13 protein-coding genes are annotated in these 19,072 nt (G+C 54.5%); 11 read left to right on the forward strand and 2 right to left on the reverse strand.

Annotation, left to right across the window (positions count from 1 at the left end; translation table 11 throughout):
- The first annotated feature begins 64 nt into the window (after nt 1–64).
- From KNP67_RS00315 to KNP67_RS00355, 9 genes are all read left to right on the forward strand, one after another.
- Nucleotides 65–1,612, forward strand: coding sequence for a long-chain-fatty-acid--CoA ligase (locus KNP67_RS00315; protein ID WP_131472253.1), 1,548 nt, complete (start codon nt 65–67; stop codon nt 1,610–1,612).
- Between the two features lie 96 nt (nt 1,613–1,708).
- Nucleotides 1,709–2,011, forward strand: coding sequence for a metal-sensitive transcriptional regulator (locus KNP67_RS00320; RefSeq protein WP_021066698.1), 303 nt, complete (start codon nt 1,709–1,711; stop codon nt 2,009–2,011).
- A gap of 12 nt (nt 2,012–2,023) precedes the next feature.
- Nucleotides 2,024–4,135: a heavy metal translocating P-type ATPase gene (locus tag KNP67_RS00325; protein ID WP_029595965.1), complete on the forward strand. Its 2,112-nt coding sequence runs from the start codon at nt 2,024–2,026 to the stop codon at nt 4,133–4,135.
- A complete protein-coding gene (gene copZ / locus KNP67_RS00330) occupies nt 4,132–4,338 on the forward strand; it encodes a copper chaperone CopZ (RefSeq protein WP_029595964.1) in 207 nt (68 codons plus the stop codon). The genes KNP67_RS00325 and copZ overlap by 4 nt, the downstream gene beginning before the upstream one ends.
- Nucleotides 4,339–4,683: 345 nt before the next feature.
- Complete coding sequence (locus KNP67_RS00335; protein ID WP_029595963.1) at nt 4,684–5,346, forward strand: response regulator transcription factor; 663 nt, start codon at nt 4,684–4,686, stop codon at nt 5,344–5,346.
- A gap of 29 nt (nt 5,347–5,375) precedes the next feature.
- Nucleotides 5,376–6,722 carry a sensor histidine kinase gene (locus KNP67_RS00340; protein WP_241764604.1) on the forward strand — a complete coding sequence of 449 codons (1,347 nt, stop codon included), beginning with the start codon at nt 5,376–5,378 and terminating at the stop codon, nt 6,720–6,722.
- A gap of 122 nt (nt 6,723–6,844) precedes the next feature.
- Nucleotides 6,845–7,294: a competence protein ComK gene (locus KNP67_RS00345; RefSeq protein ID WP_251130755.1), complete on the forward strand. Its 450-nt coding sequence runs from the start codon at nt 6,845–6,847 to the stop codon at nt 7,292–7,294.
- A 108-nt stretch (nt 7,295–7,402) separates the two neighbouring features.
- Nucleotides 7,403–10,471 (forward strand): efflux RND transporter permease subunit, encoded by a 3,069-nt coding sequence (locus KNP67_RS00350; protein ID WP_131472257.1) that lies wholly within the window; start codon nt 7,403–7,405, stop codon nt 10,469–10,471.
- A gap of 130 nt (nt 10,472–10,601) precedes the next feature.
- A complete protein-coding gene (locus KNP67_RS00355; protein WP_021066691.1) occupies nt 10,602–11,012 on the forward strand; it encodes a hypothetical protein in 411 nt (136 codons plus the stop codon).
- Between the two features lie 27 nt (nt 11,013–11,039).
- On the opposite strand, the gene KNP67_RS00360 is transcribed toward KNP67_RS00355, so the two are convergent.
- The gene (locus tag KNP67_RS00360; RefSeq protein WP_021066690.1) at nt 11,040–11,396 is read right to left on the reverse strand and encodes a hypothetical protein; all 357 of its coding nucleotides are present in this window, start codon (nt 11,394–11,396) and stop codon (nt 11,040–11,042) included.
- A gap of 55 nt (nt 11,397–11,451) precedes the next feature.
- The gene (locus KNP67_RS00365; RefSeq protein WP_021066689.1) at nt 11,452–11,832 is read right to left on the reverse strand and encodes a truncated hemoglobin; all 381 of its coding nucleotides are present in this window, start codon (nt 11,830–11,832) and stop codon (nt 11,452–11,454) included.
- A 159-nt stretch (nt 11,833–11,991) separates the two neighbouring features.
- On the opposite strand from KNP67_RS00365, the gene addB reads away from it, so the two are divergent.
- Together addB and addA are read left to right on the forward strand one after the other, a co-directional pair.
- The gene (gene addB, locus KNP67_RS00370; RefSeq protein WP_214755686.1) at nt 11,992–15,432 is read left to right on the forward strand and encodes a helicase-exonuclease AddAB subunit AddB; all 3,441 of its coding nucleotides are present in this window, start codon (nt 11,992–11,994) and stop codon (nt 15,430–15,432) included.
- Nucleotides 15,416–19,018 carry a helicase-exonuclease AddAB subunit AddA gene (addA, locus tag KNP67_RS00375; protein WP_214755687.1) on the forward strand — a complete coding sequence of 1,201 codons (3,603 nt, stop codon included), beginning with the start codon at nt 15,416–15,418 and terminating at the stop codon, nt 19,016–19,018. The genes addB and addA overlap by 17 nt, the downstream gene beginning before the upstream one ends.
- Nucleotides 19,019–19,072: the final 54 nt, after the last annotated feature.

The raw sequence follows: 19,072 nt of genomic DNA on the forward strand, positions 1-19,072 counted from the left end.
GGCTGCCGTGCTCTTTTTTACGGCTCAAAAGTGAATAGTCATTCATTTTCAAAGGGGGATTATCATGGCAAACTTAGTCACGGCACTACAAGGCGTGGTGGCCGCGCATCCGAACAAGGCGGCCTACGTGTTTGGGGAAGACACGGTCAGCTACGGACAGTTCTATGGACAAGTCGAGGCGATGGCGGCGACGCTTGAGCAAAAAGGCATCGGTCAAGGCGACCACGTCGCGCTCGTCCTCGGCAACAGCCCCGCGTTCTTGATTTCGTATTTCGCGGTGCTCGCCCGAGGTGGGGTCGTCATTCCGATCAACCCTACATACACACCGGATGAGATGGCCTACATCTTGCTCGATGGCGACGTGAAAGCGATTGTCGCGTTGTCGCCGCTCGTCGCGCAAGCGGAAGCCGCACTCACGAAATTACCGCAACTCCGACTCGTCATCTCGGTCCCGTATGCAGACGTACCGGCGTTGAAGCGGGATGGGGACATCGAGTTCTTACCGTTCAGCGAGGCGTTCGCGACGACGAAAGTTGAAGTGGTCGAAGTCGATGAGGACGAGGTCGCTGTCATCCTGTATACGAGCGGGACGACCGGGAAACCGAAAGGCGCCTTGTTGACACATCTCAACTTGTTCTCGAACGCCCATTCGATCGGGGAGTATTTGGAGATCACGCCGGAAGACAAAGCGCTCGCCGCCTTACCGATGTTCCACGTCTTCTGTTTGACGGTCATCGTCAACGCACCGCTCCTGCGCGGGGCGACGATTGTCATCTTGCCAAAATTCTCACCGCAGGACGTGTTCGACCTCGTCCCAAAACATCGCGTCAGCATTTTTGCCGGTGTCCCGACGATGTACAACTTCCTGTTGCAGACGGCGATGAAAGTTCCAGCATACGCTTCGGCGCTCAAGCACGTCCGCGTCTTCGTATCCGGTGGAGCGAGTCTGCCGGTACAGTTGCTCGAATCGTTCGAGCAAAAGTTCGAGTGTAAGATTCTCGAAGGATACGGTCTGTCCGAGGCGTCACCGGTCACGTGTTTCAATCCGCTCCACGGCGAGCGGAAAGCCGGATCGATCGGTCCGTCAATCGTCCACGTCGAGAACAAGGTCGTCGACGAACTCGGCGAAGAGGTCGGGATCGACGAGGTCGGTGAACTGATCGTCCGTGGACCGAACGTGATGAAAGGCTATTATAAACTACCGGAAGAGACGTCGATGACGCTTCGCGACGGGTGGCTCTATACAGGCGACTTGGCGAAACGTGACAAAGACGGTTACTTTTATATCGTCGACCGGAAGAAGGACATGGTCATCGTCGGTGGCTATAACGTCTATCCGCGCGAAGTCGAAGAAGTGCTTTATCAACATCCGGGCATCGTCGAAGCAGCCGTCATCGGGGTACCGGATGCCGAACAAGGGGAAGCGGTCAAAGCGTTCATCGTCACGCGAGACGAACAGGTGACGCTCGACGAGATCCGAGCGTTCGCGGCGACGAAACTGGCGAAGTACAAACAGCCGACGCACATCGAGATCATCGAGGAGCTGCCGCGGAACACGACCGGGAAGATTTTACGGACCGTCTTGAAGAGCGAGCAATTCCAACGCAATTGACGGGAGAGAAGGACGACGAAATCAGTCGTCCTTTTTTTGTTCAAAAGATTTGACACCGTTACCGGGTAGGGGTATATTGGTGGTGAGGTGATAATCATGGAAGAATTCATGCATGACCAACCAATCGTTCCGCGTGAAGACGCAGAACGTGAAGCGCTCAGCAAACGGCTGCGCCGGATCGAAGGACAAGTACGTGGGATTCAAAAGATGGTCGAGAGCGACCGCTACTGCGTCGACATTTTGACCCAGACGTCAGCCATTCAAGCGGCACTCAAACAAGTCGAGATGCAACTGCTCGAACGTCACATGCGTAAATGTTTAGTCCATGCGAGTGAAACGGAAGACATGGACCCGTACATTGACGAATTGATGACAATCGTCAGCCGCATCAAGAAGTAAGGAGGTGTTCCGATGAAAACCGTCGAACTGTCGATTCAAGGGATGACATGCGCCGCATGCTCGGCCCGCATCGAGAAAGTGTTAAATAAAATGGACGGTGTTGAAGCGACCGTCAACTTGCCGCTCGAGACGGCGACGATTCGCGTCGACGACGGCATCACCGAAGACGAACTGATCGCCCGCATCGAAAAAATCGGTTATGGCGCAGAACGAAAGGCGGAACTGACGCCAAAACACGACCTGCGCCCGCTCGAGCGAAAAGTGCTCATCTCGGCGCTGTTGTCGGCACCGCTTCTGCTCGTCATGATTACGCACATCCCGGGTGTGACGTTCCATGCCGATTGGCTCATGAATCCGTGGTGGCAATTCGCGCTCGCCACACCGGTCCAGTTCTGGATCGGGGCCCAGTTTTATAAAGGGGCGTATAAGAGCCTGAAGAGCGGCGCGGCCAACATGGATGTGCTCGTGGCGACAGGGACATCGGCGGCTTACTTTTATTCCGTCTTCGAGATGCTCGTGCATCCGATGCATCCGTCGCTCTATTTTGAGACGAGTGCCGTTTTGATTACGCTCGTATTGCTCGGGAAATGGTTAGAGGCCCGAGCGAAAGAAAAAACGACGGACGCGCTCAAGTCACTTTTATCGTTACAGGCGAAAGAAGCGATTTTACTTGTTGACGGTGTGGAACGGCCAGTCGCGATCGACTTGGTCAAAGCCGGTGACGTCATCGTCGTCCGCCCTGGCGAAAAAGTGCCGGTCGATGGAAAAATCGTCGAAGGTGAGACGGTCATCGATGAGTCGATGTTGACCGGGGAATCAATCCCATCTGAGAAAAGTGTCGGCGCCGATGTTGTCGGCGGAACGATTAACCGCTCGCACCGGGTCTTGATGGTCGCCGAACGTGTTGGCAGCGAGACGATGCTCGCTCAAATTGTTCGTGTTGTTGAACAGGCGCAGACGGACAAAGCCCCGATCCAACGACAAGCGGACCGGATTTCCGGTGTGTTCGTTCCAATCGTCGTCGCCATCAGCGCCTTGACGTTCGCCGTCTGGACGCTTGGCTTCAATGATTTGGACATGGCGATCCGGGCCTCGATCGCCGTTCTCGTTATCGCTTGTCCGTGTGCGCTCGGTCTCGCGACACCGACATCGATCATGGTCGGGACGGGCCGTGCCGCCGAACGTGGTGTCTTGTTCAAAGGTGGCGGTCAGCTCGAATCGTTGAATGGGGTCGATATCGTCGTCTTCGATAAGACGGGGACGCTCACGAAAGGTACGCCGGAAGTCGTGGCGACGTTCGGAGAGACGTCGTTCTTGAAACAAGCCGTCATGGCCGAACGTCAGTCGACGCACCCGCTCGCCGAGGCAATCGGTCGGGGCGAAGGGGACGGTCAGGTCGAACGCGTTGAAGAGTTGGCCGGTCGAGGATTGAAAGCGGTCGTGGATGGGAAACCTCTTCTTATCGGCTCGGTCCGCATGATGCAAGAAGCTGGATTGGCATTACCGGAGTGGGACATGCAGGCGATGACGCCGGTCTATGTGGCCGACGAGTCTGGGGTCGTTGCGGCGTTTGGTCTGCAAGATCGGTTGAAAGACCAAAGCCGTGCCGTCGTCCAACAACTTGCCAAGACGAGACAAGTCTACGTCTTGACCGGTGATCGGAAAGAAGTCGCATTCGACGTCGCCCGTCAACTCGGGATTCCGGAAACGAACGTCATCGCCGAGGTACTGCCCGTCGAGAAGGCGGATCATGTCGAGGCGCTGAAACGCCAGGGCCGTGTGGCCATGGTCGGGGACGGGATGAATGACGCGCCGGCACTTGCTGTCGCTGACGTCGGCATCGCCTTCGGAAGCGGGACGGATATCGCTCTTGAGGCGGCCGATGTCACCGTGATGGGGCAAGATATCGATGGGGTGAACCGTGCCATCGAGATGAGTGCGTTGACGATGCGTAACATTCGTCAAAATTTGTTCTGGGCGCTTGCCTATAACAGTCTCGGTATCCCGGTCGCAGCCGCCGGTTTGCTTGCCCCGTGGATTGCCGGGGCGGCCATGGCGTTCAGTTCGGTCTCGGTCGTCTTGAACGCGTTACGATTGAAAACACAAGGAGGAACATCCAAATGAATGAAACGACATTAAAAGTAGAAGGTATGACATGTAATCACTGCAAGGCGGCGGTCGAAGGCGCCTTGACAGAACTTGAAGGCGTCGAGTCAGCGATCGTCTCGTTACAGGACCATCGGGTCGATGTCATCCACAACGATAAAATTTCAGTGAAAACGATGATCGAAGCCATCGAAGAACAGGGTTACGACGTCAACGCATAATCGAGAGCTCCCGCCTAGCATGGCGGGAGTTTTTTTGTCATGTTCATGCTAAGAAAAGTATGCTATATTATAGGTGATAATGAGAATCGCTATCAGTAGGAAGGTGGAACATGATGGAACTCATGATGATCAGCGGTGTACTGGCCCTCCTTAGTGGCGGCACGGTATTCCTCGCACAACAGATGCGCACTCGGCCGACGCGGTAAGGAAGGGGGAACCCTTCTTTTTTTGTGGGCTTGTTTGCGTGTCGTGAACACATTGAGCGCGGAGGAAACGGCTGCATTCCCATCATTCATCCACAATTGTTTGATATGATAAATAAAAAACGTTGCAGAGGTGACTGGAATGTACACAATCTATTTAGTCGATGATGAAATCAATTTAAATAAGATGCTCGTCACGTATTTAGAGCAAGAAGGGTATCAGGTCCGTTCGTTCACCGACGGGACCTCGGCCCAGGCCGCAATCAAAGACGAACCAGACTTATGGGTGCTCGATATCATGCTCCCGGACCTCGATGGGTTCCAATTACTGAAAGAAATCAAAGCGAAAAACGCGTTCACGCCGACGATTTTCATTTCGGCGCGAGATGAGGATATCGATAAAATCATCGGGCTCGAGATGGGGTCTGACGATTACATCGCCAAACCGTTCTTGCCGCGCGAGCTTGTCATCCGGGTGAAGAAGTTGATTGACCGGGTATACGGCTCAAAATCGAACGAACATATCGAGTATGGGGAATATACGATTTATCCCGAGAAACGTCTCATCCGACACGAACAGGATGAAATCGATTTGACGTCGAAAGAGTTCGACTTATTGCTCCTCTTCCTCGAACACCCGGGTTCGGCATTGTCGCGTGAACAGATTCTCGAAGGCGTCTGGGGCCATGACTATTTCGGTTCGGACCGCGTCGTCGATGATTTGGTGCGGCGCCTGCGGAAGAAATTGCATCGCTTGGAGCTCGAGACGCTTTATGGCGTCGGTTATCGACTCGTTAAGCCATGAAGCTCGATCACCTTCAGCCGAAGCGGCTCATGTGGAAAATCTGGGTGTTGATTCTCCTCATCATCGTGACGCTCGCCTTGATGATTTTATTGACGATTCGTTCCTCAATCACGCAGTTCATCGATGAACAAGTGTATGAGACGTTACAAGATGTCGATTATTACCTGGGTAATACGAACGAGTTGGAAAATATCCCGCAAAATCCGATTGAATATGACCGTCGCCAACAAGAGTCCCGTTCGGTCAACCAGCTCATCTTTCTGCCGAACGGACGAATCATTTATGGGTCGGCCCCACTCGAACTGACGAACCGGATGTATCAAGAGGCGATCGAACAGACGAGCGAGGTCGCTAAATATCAGACGACGATTGACGGAGAGGATGTCTACTATATCATCCGTCAAAACGAATACGACGGGGAGCTCATCTATCAGGCATCTTATGCGTGGGACGCCTATCGCCGTGAGCTCGTCTCGACGCTCTACTGGCGCATCTCGATTTTAATCGGGGTCATCAGCTTGCTGTCGTTGATTCCAGCCTTATGGATGTCGCGTGAGCTGACGAAGCCGATCGTCGAGATGGAACGGGCGGTCGAAAAAATCTCGAACCGTCAATGGGAGACGGTGCTCCCACTCGCCCGTCAAGACGAGCTCGGCCAATTGGCCCGCTCGATTGACGCGATGCGGCAAGAGTTGCAAGAGCAGGACGTGGCCCAACAGGCGTTGCTTCAAAACATCTCCCACGACTTGAAGACGCCGATCATGGTCATCCGTGGTTACGCCCAATCAATCGGGGACGGCATCTATCCGACCGGAGACTTGAAAGGGTCGGCCGAAGTCATTGATGAAGAGGCATCGCGTCTCGAGAAGAAAGTCGTCGATTTGTTGTACGTCACCAAGCTGGAATATTTCAAAGGCCAAGAGATGCGACTTGAACCAATCAATCTTGATAAATTGGTGGAGCTGCTCGTCAGCCGGTTCAAATTGCGTGGCAACTTGGACTGGACGGTCGAAGGACATGCCGGTGAGATGCTCGGTGATGGGGAACAGATTCGCGTCGCGTTCGAGAACGTGCTCGATAACGCCTTGCGCTACGCCGAATCGAGGATTCATATCCGTCTGTCTCACACTGAGGCAGGCGTCGAGATTACGATTGAGAACGATGGTCCACCGGTCGATGAGAACCTCGATTTGTTCCATCAATTCTCACGCGGAAAACAAGGAAAGTTTGGGCTCGGTCTCTTCATCGTTCAACGGATTGTGACGCTCCATGAGGGGACGGTCGCCTTGGGAAATACGAGTGACGGAGTTGCTGTACATTTTCACTTTCCGCCATCGAATTCGAATCCAAAACTAAAGTTAGATTATCGAAATTAAAAAATCAGCCACTCGTTGGCTGATTTTTTTAGTTGGAAATGTTTGAGCTCGATTTGTGGAAACGGTGACTCCTTGGTATGAATGAGAGGTAAGGCAATACATCCATGATGGAGGCAGATCAGATGACTCAGTTGACGAATGAAACAAGAGCTTTGATTCCGGTGTTTAATGAGTACGGGGAGGCGGAGACGCTCGTCTATCAATCCGATGGTGTCCGACGCTTGAAAGGCTCACCCCTTCACTTACTCGAATCCGCCTGTCTGTATTACGGTTCAAGTATCCAAGGACGGATTGAAGCGGCCCGTGACGTACTCGGACCGCACCGGAAAACGCCCGTCATCATGGATTGGCATGCAGATGCCGTATTTTTCCCGACCATTGCCAAAGAAAGCCCCGACTGTGCCTGGATCAACTTCTCTCAAGTCTATGATGCGAAGAAGAGCGGAAAAGGGAGCCGAATTATCTTTCATTCAGGTGAATCGGTCGAAGTGCCGGTGTCGAATCATACCGTCTATAAGCAGAAGCAGCGTTCCATCGAGTTATCGTATTCGTTTCAAAAACGCTTTCACTGAAACACATTCAATCAGCTTTAAAGATTGAAATCGATGACGAACCCCTCTATGATGAAGAAGAATAGTTCATATGTGTATTTGCACATCATCTGAAAGTGAGGGGTCAACATGTTTTTTCAAAAAATGATTGAACGAGGAAAACTGGTCATCGTGTTTTTACTCGTCGCAGTCGTTGTCGGGGTGCTCACGTTCTTCCAACTTCCGAAGCGTGAAATTCCGGAGACGAGTGTCAATATCGTCTTGATTCAGACGCCATATCCAGGCGCGACCGCAGAGACGGTCGAACGGAACGTCACGAATATTTTGGAGACTGAATTGAGAGGACTCGAAGGAATCGAGAATGTGTCATCATTATCCGCATCCGAGTTCTCAAACATCACAGTCGAGTATGAAGACGGCTTCGACCGAAGTGAGCTCCAGGCGAACGTGCGCCAAGCCATCTCGGATGCCGCACCGCGCTTGCCTGAGAATGCGCTGGCACCGACCGTCAATGATTCGATCGGACAATTGCCGGTCGCTTCATATTTGTTGACTTCGGACGACCGCGAAACGTTGCAAGCGGCTCGAGAAGATGTCGAGCGGTTGGAGGAACGATTGTTGCGGACCGAAGGCGTGACCGGTGTGACAATCAAAGGATTGCCAGAAACCGAATTCGTCGTCTCGCTCGACTCGGCCGAACTCGGGGAGCGTCAACTCGCCTTCCCGGACGTTTTGACGGCCATCAATGAAGAATATAAGACGACACCGCTCGGACGCCAGTCGACGGAAGAGGGCATCTATCAGTTGGCGATCGACAGTTTGACGAACGTCAATGATATGGGCCAAGTCGTCGTCGGATCGGTAGACGGGACGCCCGTTCTACTCGAAGACGTCGGTACGGTCGAAGAGACGGAAAAAGCGGTCACCGACCTCGTCTCGCTCGATGGGATGCCCGCCATTTCCTTGACGGTCACAATCGAGTCGGGACAAGATATCCCGACGCTGCAAGAACGCGTCGATGAAGTCGTCGCCGCAGAAGTCGGAGACGTCTCTGGCGTCGAGCTCGTCCCTTATTACGAGCAGGCCAAAGCGGTCGACGCGATCTTCTCGTCGTTGACAAAAGAGTTCATCGTCGCCATGATTGCCGTCATCGTCGTCACGACGATTGGATTGACGGTATCAGGATCCATCATCGTCAGCTTGGCGATTCCATTATCGTTCTTGCTCGCGTTAATCCCGCTTCGCTTCACGGGGGTCGACTTGAACCAAATCTCCATCATCGGTGCCATCATCGCCCTCGGGATTCTCGTCGATGACGCCATCGTCGTCAACGACAACATCCTGCGTCGTTACCGGAAAGGGGATACGGCGATGGGAGGTGCCGTACGCGGGACGAAAGAAGTGTGGGGCTCGATCGTCACTTCGACGCTCGCCGTCGTCTTCGCTTTCTTGCCATTGACCCTCTTGTCAGGTGCGAACGGGAACTTTATCCGCGCCTTGCCGACCGTATTGGCGTTATCGGTGCTCGCTTCGATGGTCATCAGTTTGACTCTCGTCCCGATTGCCCAATACTGGTTGAACCGGAAACAAGTCAAAGTCTCGAAACGAGAGCCGGGTTGGTTAGGGAAACCACTCAACCGTCTCAGTAATTTCTATGCGGACACGTTGTTGCCAAAAGTTGCGAAGCGTCCATGGACGTTCGGACTCGTCGGTTTCGTCATCACGACCGCCTTGTACGGATTGATTCTATTGACACCATTCGAATTTTTCCCGGCCGCGAACCGACCAGAAGTCGTGACGAGCGTCACATTACCGGTCCAGACCGACTTGGAAGAGACGGAACGGAGACTTCAAGCCATCGAGGAAGAGTTCCAAAGCATCGATGGCGTCACCGAGACGTCCATCTTTGCCGGGGGCGGGTTACCGAGCCTGTTCACGGGTGGTCTCGACCAAACAGGTGACAATACCGGCCAAATCGTCGTCCGTGTCGATAACGAGACAATCGATGCGATTCAATTGATTGATGAGTATACGACACAAATCCGGGAAAACAACCCGGACGCTGAAATCTTCTTGGATACGCAACAACAAGGACCGCCGACTTCGGCACCTGTCGAGTTCACGATGCGCGGCGAGACAATCGACGAGCTCGTGGCGGCACGGGATACCGTGAAAGCAGACCTCGAAGAGATTGACGGCGCACTCGTCCTCGATAACATTAAAGAGCCGTTCCAAACACTCACGTATGAGCTCGACCGTGACGCGATGGCGGCCGCTGGCGTGACCGCGAAAGCGATCAGTGACCAGATTCGCCTCGTCACGGACGGGATTCCGATCGGAACGTTCGATGATGGTGTCGAACAGCGCGATGTGAAAATTGTCGTCGATGCGGAAGCAAACCGTGAGGCGCTCGCTTTAGACGATATTCTCGTCCCAGTCGAAACGGAAGCCGGCCCACCGGTCGCACCGCTCAGCACGTTCGTCACCGAAACGACGACGGAACAGATTCAACAGATTCCGCGTGAAAACGGAGAACGGACCGTGACGCTCCAAATCTTTGCGAGCGAAGGTATGGACGAGGAAGCGTTCAAACAAGACGTCGACCGCGTGCTCGCCGATGCGAAGTCTGCATTGACCGATGACGGGATCGCGTTTGATCAATCGGGGGCAAGTGACACACAAAACGAGTTCTTCCTTGAACTCGCCACGTTGTTCGTCGTCGTCTTGTTCTTAATCTTCTTGATTATCGCATTCCAGTTCAATTCATTGTCACTACCGATGCTCGTCCTGTTCACGATTTACTTGGCGATTGCCGGAGCTGTCGTCGGACTGTTCATCACACAGACGCCATTTAGCTTCATGGCTTCGATGGGGATTGTCTCGCTCGCCGGAATCGTCGTTCGGAACGCCGTCGTCTTGTTCGAGTTCATCGAGCAAGGGATTCGGGACGGCATGGCTGTCACGACCGCTGTCTATGAGGCAGGGCGGGCCCGGATTCGTCCGATCCTGTTGACGGCCTTGACCGCCGTCGTCGCCCTCTTGCCGGTCGCGTTCGGACAAGACCCACTCTTCAAACCACTTGCCATCTGTATCGTGTCAGGGATTCTGTTCTCGACGGTACTGACGCTCGTGCTCGTCCCGGCCTACTACTTGATTTTGGCGAAACGTCGCCACCGGGATAAACCGTTCACAGAGTAATTGCATGACGACAAAGGATGGCCCGAGGTGGGCCATCCTTTGTTCGTTTACGTCGGGAGACGTATGTTTTTGTGAGATGCTCTATGGGTATAATAAGAGAAGGACTTCACAATATTGGAGGGAATCAACGATGAATGATTCATACACATGGTTAAATCGCCGGACAATTCGCCCGGCTTACAGTGCGACAGGGGGACGAGCGTGGACGAGCGAACGCGTCGTCCGTCCGGATGCAGCGCGGGGGAAGACGGTTCGCGGTGTCAAACGCGTCCGTCGTCCGTATACGGATGAGCATGGAAATCGCCGTTATACGACGGGGCGTGTCGTCATCACCGACGCGGCTCGCAAAGCGCGGGCCAACGGTCATGGTGAGTCGGCCGTTCAACTCGAGTTGTCGGTGCCGACACCGTACGAGCGGGTCAAAGAGATGATTCCGACGAAGAAAATCCTCGTGCCTGCCATGGCCGGGATTGCCGTCGCTGGTGGGATTGCGGGAGTCATTTATGCACTCCGCAAGAAAAAGCGGAACAAAGGAAAATAAAAAAATCGCCCAACTCGGGCGATTTTTTTATTTGAGACGATCCGCAAGAATCCGTTCGAGCTGTTGCTCGCCGAGTTCGCGCATCTCTGCTTCATTCTCTTCATCGTATGCCTCGTCAGTGAAACGTCCGACGAATTCGACTTTCCCGTTGCCGAGTTCACGGAAGACGAGGTTTTTGCGGTCCTGATAAAAGACGACGCGGTACTCTCGTCCGTTCTCGTGCATATAGTTGAACACACCTTTAATGTGGTCCATGTTCTTTTCTTCGGGTTGGTCTTCTTCCTCTTCGTCCTCTTCGAGGGCGTCGGCGAGGACTGCCGTCGGTTCTACTTCTTCCGTTTCTTCTTCAGACGAAACGGCCTCTTTCTTTTCTTCTTCTGTCATGAAAAACGACCTCCTTTACTTACTTTCTTATCATACCCGCTTTTCGAAAGGCTGACTACTCAAAATGGTGCGAGCAGACGCGGACGACGTTCGAGGATGACATGATCAAGCGATGGAACAGCTGTTGTTTGATCGACTCGGGCGCATCGACCGTTTTGAGCGCTTGCTCCATGCAGCCGAGCCAATGTCCGGCATGAGTCTCAGAGATGGGGTGGTCACGATGGATCATCGCCAAGTTACCGCCACCACGACGTTCCGTATACAGTTTCGGTCCCCCGAGCAACTGTGTTAAAAATTCGAATTGATGCGCTTTGACCCGCTCTTTGTCGTCCGGAAACAACGGCAACAAGACCGGGTCGGCGTAGACGAGATCATAAAAGGCGTCTACGAGCTGTTGGACTCCACGCTCGCCGCCGAATTGTTCATATGCACTCATGTTCATTTCCCCCTCATACGTCCAGTCTAATCGATTTTCGCTGAAATTGGGAAGGATGCGGGCTGGCCAATTTTCTTGCCGGGGTCTCGAAGGATTTCCCTCTACAAACTGCGCGGAATGGGTCATAATAAAGAAAAAAGGGAAGGGGTGTTCGCCTAAATGACGGTCACTTTTCACGTCGGGCGTTCCGGGAGCGGAAAAAGCGAATGGATGACGAAACAAGTCATCGAAGAGCTGAAGCGTGACCCGAGCGGACCGACCATCTATATGCTCGTCCCAGACCAAATGTCGTTTGAAATGGAACGGAAGATGGCGATGACCGACGGCTTGAACGGGTCGACCCGGATTCAAGTCTTATCGATGCGCCGTCTCGCCTTTTTGATGATGCGCGACCGTGGCGTCGCGACCGAACAGTTTTTGGACCAGACGGGGACACATTTGCTGTTGCGCCGTGTCGTCGAGATGAACGAGGAACGCTTGACCTTGTTCCGCCGGACGATGAATCAGTTCGGTTTCTATGAGGAATTGAATGCGTTGATCACGCTACTCAAACGAGGACTCGTCGATCCGGAGCAGTTGCTCCGCTTGAGCGAACAAGACCAACACCGTTCGCTGAAACTGCAGGACCTGTCCATCCTGTATGAAGGTTTCTTGACGATGACAGCGGGGAAATCGCTGCACGCCGAAGATTACTTTAACGTGCTGCTGCAACTGTTACCGGACATCGACTTGACCGGGACCCGGTTTTACGTCGATGGGTTCAATGAATTTTCCGAGCAGGAGCTGGCAGTGCTGGTCGCTTTGGCGGAGAAGGCGCCGCTCGATGTCCTGTTGACGATCGACCCGGATTCGCTCTACCGGCCCCATCCGTCGTTCGGACCGACACAGCGTACGCTCATGCGCTTCAAAGAGCTGGTATCCGAACGGGGTATCTCGTCGAGTGACACGCCTCATACGGGTGCGCCTCGCTTCCAACATCCGAGCTTGGCCTATCTCGAGGCCACGTTCGGGCAAGTGACGGCAGCCCCGTATACCCGTCCCGATTCGAACGTCGTGTTACACGCGGCCGTCGACCGGTCGGTGGAAGTCGAGGCCGCCGTCCGTGAAGTCGTGCGTCTCGTTCGTGAGGAAGGCTTCCGTTACCGCGATATCGCGTTCGTGTCCCGTTCGCTTGAAGCGTACGGCGATTTGGCGACGCAGGCGCTACAAAAAATGAACTTGCCGTTCTTCCTCGATGAGCGACAACCGATGCTCGATCATCCGGTCGTCGAATTACTGAAGGCGACGATTGAAGTCGCACTCCGTGGATACCGGGAAGAGCCGGTGTTTCGCGCACTGAAGACGGAATTGATTCTGCTCGATGAGGAGCATCGACGCACATCGGTCGACCGGCTCGAGGCGTTCGTGATTGAACGGGGGATTAAACATTACCATTGGCATGACGCGTGGTACTTGAAACGTCGTGCCGAGGAAGAGGCACGGTTGACCGGGGAAGAACTCGACGTAGAGACGGCGCTCAATCGCTATCGGCAAACCGTCGTCGACACGTTCGACCCGTTGTTGGATGACTTGAAGGCAGCGAAGACGATGCAGGCTTACACGCATGCCATCTACGCATTCTTGGAACGAGTCGGCGTGGCGTCCTGTCTTGCCCATTGGCGAGATGAGGAGCTCGAAGAGGCACGCTTGCTCGAGGCGCGCGAACATACGCAAGTATGGGACGCGGTGTTGCACTTGCTCGAACAGCTAGAGGCGGCCGCACCGGACGAGACGCTTTCGACCGAGCTGTTCCTCCAAATGATGGACACCGGGCTCGATAGTCTGCGCTATGCGCTCGTCCCGCCTTCTTTGGATCAATTGACGGTCACCGATTATGTTCGGGGCCGGTTGCTTGATAAGAAAGTCGTCTTCCTGCTCGGAGCGAACGAAGATCAAATCCCGCTCGTCTCGACCCAGTCGAAACTATTGACCGACCAGGACCTCGACTTCATGCACGAGAACGGCGTCCGGGCTGGGAAAGCGACCGAGCACTTGTTTGACGATGAGACGTACTATTTGTATAAGGCGCTCACTGCACCGAGTCATCGGCTGTTCGTCAGCTACGCCCTCGTCGACCGCGCCGGCAAGGCGATTCAGCCGGCCAGCTTCATCGCGGACCTGAAGGCGCGGCTTGGCGGTGGCAAGGTCGTGACGACCCACTTCGCAGAAGCCGGGGAACATCGCCCGAGCGACCAGTTGTCGTTCATCACGAACGTGAATCAGACGGCAGCGGTCACGGCGCTCGAATTACAGCGGCTCAGTCGCCACTACCCGATTCAAGACACGTGGTTCACGGTATATAACGAGCTGTTGAAACATCCGGAAGGCCGCGAGCGGATCCGGTTATTGACGAGCGCGCTCTTCTATCAAAACGTGCCCAAGCCGTTACCGGAAGACGTCGCCAAGTCGCTGTACACGAACTCGATTCGGGCGAGCGTCTCGCGGCTGGAGACGTTCCAAGCCTGTCCGTACCGTCACTTCGCCAGTTACGGCCTTCGTTTAAAAGAGCGCCGTTTGTATCGCTTAGAGGCGCCAGATATCGGCAACTTGTATCATCGCACCATCGAGCACATGTCGCAGACCGTGCAGATGGAAGGGAAAGAATGGCGTGATGTGAGCCGGGAGGAATGTTCTTCTCTCGCTGAGGCGGCCGTCGAGCTCGTCACACCAGAGATTCAAAACGCGATTTTGATGAGTTCGAACCGGTATGGCTATTTGAAGAAGAAATTGACCGACGTCGTCAGCAAGACTGCGGAAGTGTTAATCGAGCAGTCGAAACGAGACGGGTTCGATCCGGTCGCCTTTGAGCTCGCTTTCGGCAGCGGCAATTTCCCGCCGGTATCGTTCACGCTCAGTAACGGGGCGACGTGCGAACTCGTCGGTCGGATTGACCGGGTCGATACGGCTTCGATTCACGACCAATTGTACGTTCGGATCGTCGATTACAAGTCGAGTAAACGAGAGATCGACTTCGCCGAGATTTATTACGGGCTCGCGATGCAGATGCTCATCTATTTGAAAGTGTTGATTGAGCAGGCGAACGCCTGGACGCAAGAGAACGTCGCCCCAGCGGCCGCGCTCTATTTCCACGTCCATCGCCCGCTCGTCGCTCCGGCCGAGACGGATACCGACACCGAACGCAAGGTGCTCGAGTCGTATCAGATGCAAGGGTTGCTCGTCGATGATCCGGCCATTTTAGAGATGATGGACCGGACGGCGAAACTCGACCAGAAAAAATCAATCGTCATCCCGGTCAAGTACAAGAAAGACGGGACGCTCGATGCGAACACGACGAAAAAAGTCGTCTCGCCACCGCAACTCGAACAGTTGATGGACCATGCCATCGATTTGGCCCAATCGAGCGCCGAGGCGATGTATGACGGTGAAATCGGGGTCGAACCGTATGAGTATAAAGAACGCCGGCCATGCCAGACGTGCCCGTTCCAAAGTGTCTGTCACTTTGATGAGGCGTTGTCCAACGAGGCACGGCAATTGAAAAAGCTAGAAAAAGATGACGTCTTGTCAAGATTAGGAGGTGACGTCGATGCAGTGGACGAATGACCAACAAGCGGCCATTGATGCCAGAGGATCGCACGTGCTCGTCTCGGCGGCAGCCGGTTCCGGCAAGACGGCAGTCCTCGTGGAACGACTTGCGAGCCGTCTCTTGGATGAGACGGACGAACTGACGGCCGACCGCATGCTCGTGGTCACATTCACGAATGCGGCCGCGGCCGAGATGAAGCGGCGAATCGCCAAAGCGCTCGATCAAGCGCTTCGTGACGACCCGGAGAACGCATATATTCGCAAACAACGCCAAATGCTCAACCGAGCACTCATCACGACGATTCACTCGTTCTGTCTCGAGATGATTCGAGAGAATTACTATTTGCTCGACCTCGACCCGGCGTTCAAAATCGCTGAAGAGCGTGATTTGGTGCTCTTGCAGGACGATGTGCTCGAAGACGTGCTCGAAGACGCCTATGGCGAACAAGACCAAGCGTTCTTCGCCTTGATTGACGCCTATACGTCCGACCGCGGGGACAGTGAGATTGAGGAGTTGATTCTCGGACTTTATCACTATGCGCGAACACTGCCTGACCCGGAAGCCTACCTGGATGAGCTCGTCTCGTTGTATCAATTTGACGGGGACCCGGACGATGAGCAATTGCTGATCGAATTCGGTCACCTGCTTTGGGTAGACATCGAGAAAGCGTTGCGTCAACTTCGTCGCGTCGCCATCGAGCTTCGGCTCGCCGGTTATGAGGCGCAATCCGCGAACGTGCAACAGGCGATTTTGCCGTTCGCGAACCTTGATCCGGACTCGTTCAAGTGGAGCGAGCTCGAGACGGCTTCCCGCGCCGTCAAATTCGGGACGATGAAATCCGTCCAAAAGAAAGACGAACATCATGTCTACCACACGGTGTTGAAACCGGCCTACGACCAGGCGAAGAAGAAGTTGAGCGAAGCGACCGCACAGGCCGGCACGAGCGGAGCGGACTATTTAGAGGTCTTGATGACGCAACGTCCGCTCGTCGAGACGCTCGTCAAGACCGTCCGGACGTTCGGTGCCGCCTATGAGCAGGCGAAGCGGGACCGCGCCTTCGTCGATTTCAGCGACCTTGAACATTATGCGCTCGCGATTTTGCGCGACGGGGACGGACCGTCCTCGGTCGCATCGCTCTATAAACAGCGCTTCGCCGAAGTGTTGATCGATGAGTATCAAGATACGAACGAGATCCAAGAAACGATTATCGGACTCGTCAGCCACGAAGCCGAACACGTCGGCAACTTGTTCATGGTCGGCGATATCAAACAATCGATTTATCGGTTCCGCCATGCCGAGCCGCGTCTGTTCATCGAGAAGGCGACCCGGTTCAAACAAGATGGTTCGGGACAACGGATCGACCTGTCCCAAAACTTCAGGAGCCGGGCCGAAGTGCTCCATGGCATCAACGACTTGTTCGTCCGGTTGATGGACGAGGAAGTAAGTGAGATCGAATACGATGAGGCGGCCCGACTCGTGCCAGGCCGGGCGTATGAGGAGCTCGAGGCGAGACCTGAGCTGATTCTCGTCAATGGTGAGAGTCGTGATCTCTCGAAACAAGAGCTCGAAGGACGCGCCATCGCGACCCGGATTTTAGAACTTGTCTCGGGCGAGGAACCGTTCAAAGTGACCGATGAGGCGACCGGCTTGCTGCGGTCGTGCGAATATCGCGATATCGTCATCTTGGTCCGCTCAAAAAAAGAGCGCGTCGAACAGCTGATGGATATTTTGACACAGTACAACATCCCGGCCTATACCGATTCAGACGGCGGCTATTTCCAGGCGACCGAGATTCGCATGATGCTCGCCGCGTTGAAACTGATTGACAATCCGCTTCAAGACATCCCGCTCGCGGGAGCGCTCCGTTCACCAATGTTCGGCTTCAGTGACCAAGAACTGGCCAAGATTCGTCTTGAATCGGAGGACTCGTTCTTCGAGGCGCTCAAAGCGAAAGCGGACGATGAGGATGACCTCGGTCTGAAGTGCGGCGATGTGCTCGACGCGTTGTCAGCGTGGCGCACGTTCGCACGGAACCATAGTTTGTCGGAGCTGATTCAACAAGTGTTCAACGACACCGGCTTCTACGATTTCGCCGGTGGCTTGCCAGGTGGGAAAGGACGCCAAGAAAACTTGAAGGCGCTCTATGATCGGGCCTTGTCCTATGAACGGAGCGGATACCGCGGTTTGTATCGCTTCCTCCGCGTGATGGACCGACTGCAAGATAACGGTGAGGATTTGTCAGAGGCGCGTTCGCTCGGCGAAGAAGAGAACGTCGTCCGAATCATGACGGTCCATAAGTCGAAAGGACTGGAATTCCCGGTCACGATCGTCGCCCAGCTTGGAAAGCAGTTCAATAAACGCGACCAAATGCAGCGCGTCATCTTCCATAAACGGTATGGCATCTCGCTCGACGCCATCGATGTCGTCACCCGGACGAAGACGGAGACGTTCGTCAAAGAGATGATTCGCCGCGATCTCGATGCCACGATGAAAGCCGAAGAGATGCGCGTCCTGTATGTCGCCCTCACCCGTGCCAAAGAGAAATTGATTTTGGTCGGGACGATTAAAGAACCGGGGAAACAGATTCAGCAGTGGCTGCACGTCGAGCAGACCGGGACGACGTTATCGGCCGAGTCGCGTCGTGACGCGAAGACGTATCTCGATTGGGTCGCTCCGGCACTCCTGAAACTTGAAGGGGCTGCCTCGTTCTTAGAACAACAGGGCTTGCCGGTTATCGCTCCGCAACAAGAAGCGACACCGTGGACGTATCGCATCATCGGTGAGGGAGATTTGGCAGAAGTCGCCACGCTCCAAGAGATGATGGCGCAGCTCCATCACGTCAAACAGTTCGAGGCGATCGATTTTCCGGTGAAAGACGAAGCGAACGTCAGTGAGTTCGTCCACAAGGCGTTCGCCTACGCCTATCCGGCACAGGCTGCGACGGAGACAGCGGCCAAACAAACGGTGACCGAATTGAAGCGGGCGCTCCAGCTTGAACAGGCTGCGTTCGAAGAGACGTACCGGGCGACGGACACCCCGTATCGAGAACCAAAATGGAAGCAATCTCAGCAGACAGGAGCCGAACGGGGGACAACGCTACATCTCGTCTTCCAATTGATCGACCCGTCCGAGCCGCTCGATGTCCAAATCGACCGCTGGGAAGCGGAAAGCATGCTCAGCCCGGTCGAGGCCGAAACGGCACGGCTTGCGAGTCCTGAAATCGAGGCGTTCTTTGCCTCGGAAACGGGACGCGCGTTGACAGCAGCGCTTCAAACTGGGACAGGTTGGCGTGAGCTACCATTCACGTACACGGTCCCGGCCGAGCGAGTCAATCCAACGGGGACGTTCACCGACGAGCACGTGCTGATCCAAGGGATTATCGATTGTCTGTTTTATGACGGAGAGACGTATGTACTTCTCGATTATAAATCGGACTCTGTGCTTTTCTCGAGCGACTCCCGTGACGCGGCAAAACAGATGTTACGTGACCGCTATCACGTCCAACTCTCGCTTTATCGTGAGGCGATTGAGGCGATTTGGGGAATCACGGTCGGGCAGATGCTCATTTATTCGCTCGAATTGCAGGAAATTGTTGTATTATAATGTAGACGTTGTGAAGAAAAAGGGGTACGGTTATACACCGTACACCCTTATTTT

The sequence above is a fragment of the Exiguobacterium sp. s157 genome, assembly GCF_018618205.1.
In the GTDB taxonomy this organism is placed as follows: Bacteria; Bacillota; Bacilli; order Exiguobacteriales; family Exiguobacteriaceae; genus Exiguobacterium; species Exiguobacterium chiriqhucha.

Coding starts and splice junctions, on each gene's coding strand:
- KNP67_RS00335 (WP_029595963.1), top strand. CDS start 4,684: ATGTACACAATCTATTTAGTCGATGATGAAATCAATTTAAATAAGATG.
- copZ (WP_029595964.1), top strand. CDS start 4,132: ATGAATGAAACGACATTAAAAGTAGAAGGTATGACATGTAATCACTGC.
- KNP67_RS00360 (WP_021066690.1), bottom strand. CDS start 11,396: ATGACAGAAGAAGAAAAGAAAGAGGCCGTTTCGTCTGAAGAAGAAACG.
- KNP67_RS00355 (WP_021066691.1), top strand. CDS start 10,602: ATGAATGATTCATACACATGGTTAAATCGCCGGACAATTCGCCCGGCT.
- KNP67_RS00315 (WP_131472253.1), top strand. CDS start 65: ATGGCAAACTTAGTCACGGCACTACAAGGCGTGGTGGCCGCGCATCCG.
- KNP67_RS00365 (WP_021066689.1), bottom strand. CDS start 11,832: ATGAGTGCATATGAACAATTCGGCGGCGAGCGTGGAGTCCAACAGCTC.
- KNP67_RS00320 (WP_021066698.1), top strand. CDS start 1,709: ATGGAAGAATTCATGCATGACCAACCAATCGTTCCGCGTGAAGACGCA.
- addB (WP_214755686.1), top strand. CDS start 11,992: ATGACGGTCACTTTTCACGTCGGGCGTTCCGGGAGCGGAAAAAGCGAA.
- KNP67_RS00345 (WP_251130755.1), top strand. CDS start 6,845: ATGACTCAGTTGACGAATGAAACAAGAGCTTTGATTCCGGTGTTTAAT.
- KNP67_RS00340 (WP_241764604.1), top strand. CDS start 5,376: ATGTGGAAAATCTGGGTGTTGATTCTCCTCATCATCGTGACGCTCGCC.
- addA (WP_214755687.1), top strand. CDS start 15,416: ATGCAGTGGACGAATGACCAACAAGCGGCCATTGATGCCAGAGGATCG.
- KNP67_RS00325 (WP_029595965.1), top strand. CDS start 2,024: ATGAAAACCGTCGAACTGTCGATTCAAGGGATGACATGCGCCGCATGC.
- KNP67_RS00350 (WP_131472257.1), top strand. CDS start 7,403: ATGTTTTTTCAAAAAATGATTGAACGAGGAAAACTGGTCATCGTGTTT.